Source organism: Rhizobium ecuadorense, from assembly GCF_001187535.1.
Classification (GTDB): Bacteria; Pseudomonadota; Alphaproteobacteria; order Rhizobiales; family Rhizobiaceae; genus Rhizobium; species Rhizobium ecuadorense.
Map to the genome: position 1 here is coordinate 1 of NZ_LFIO01000080.1, position 441 is coordinate 441.

At 61.7% G+C, this 441-nt stretch carries 1 pseudogene; it reads right to left on the minus strand.

The features are described from left to right. Nucleotides 1–441: pseudogene (locus tag AF337_RS03810) on the minus strand (sensor histidine kinase); the annotation flags it as partial.

Below are 441 nucleotides of genomic sequence, written 5' to 3' on the forward strand. Positions count from 1 at the left end.
GCCGCAATCTGTCTGATCGCGTCGCGCGGAATGAAGTTGCGCCCTGCCCGATCCTTGAAGACCGTCAATGCCAGGATGATGCTGTCGGGCGGCACGCGGGATACGCGCTCGACAAATTCATCGATCGTCAGATCTTCCAGATAGGTCGTCGTATCAAAGGATTTGGAGAACTGTTTCAAATCCGCGCGGGCCGTCGTCAGCCAACTCCGGTCGAAGTCGGACGAGCCTCCGACGATGTAGAGGTGGCGGGCATCGGGCTGAAGGCTGCGGGCCATCTCGGCTGTCTTCAGAATGTCGAATGTCGTGAAGGCTCCGATCACGTCATCCGGCAAATCGATCTTCTCGGCGGTGGCGGTGCCGAAACCAGCGGCGACGATCTTTGCGCCGGGCGCGATCGCGCCCCCCCTTCGCGCCCTCAACCTGGTCGGGCGCGTCATGCTC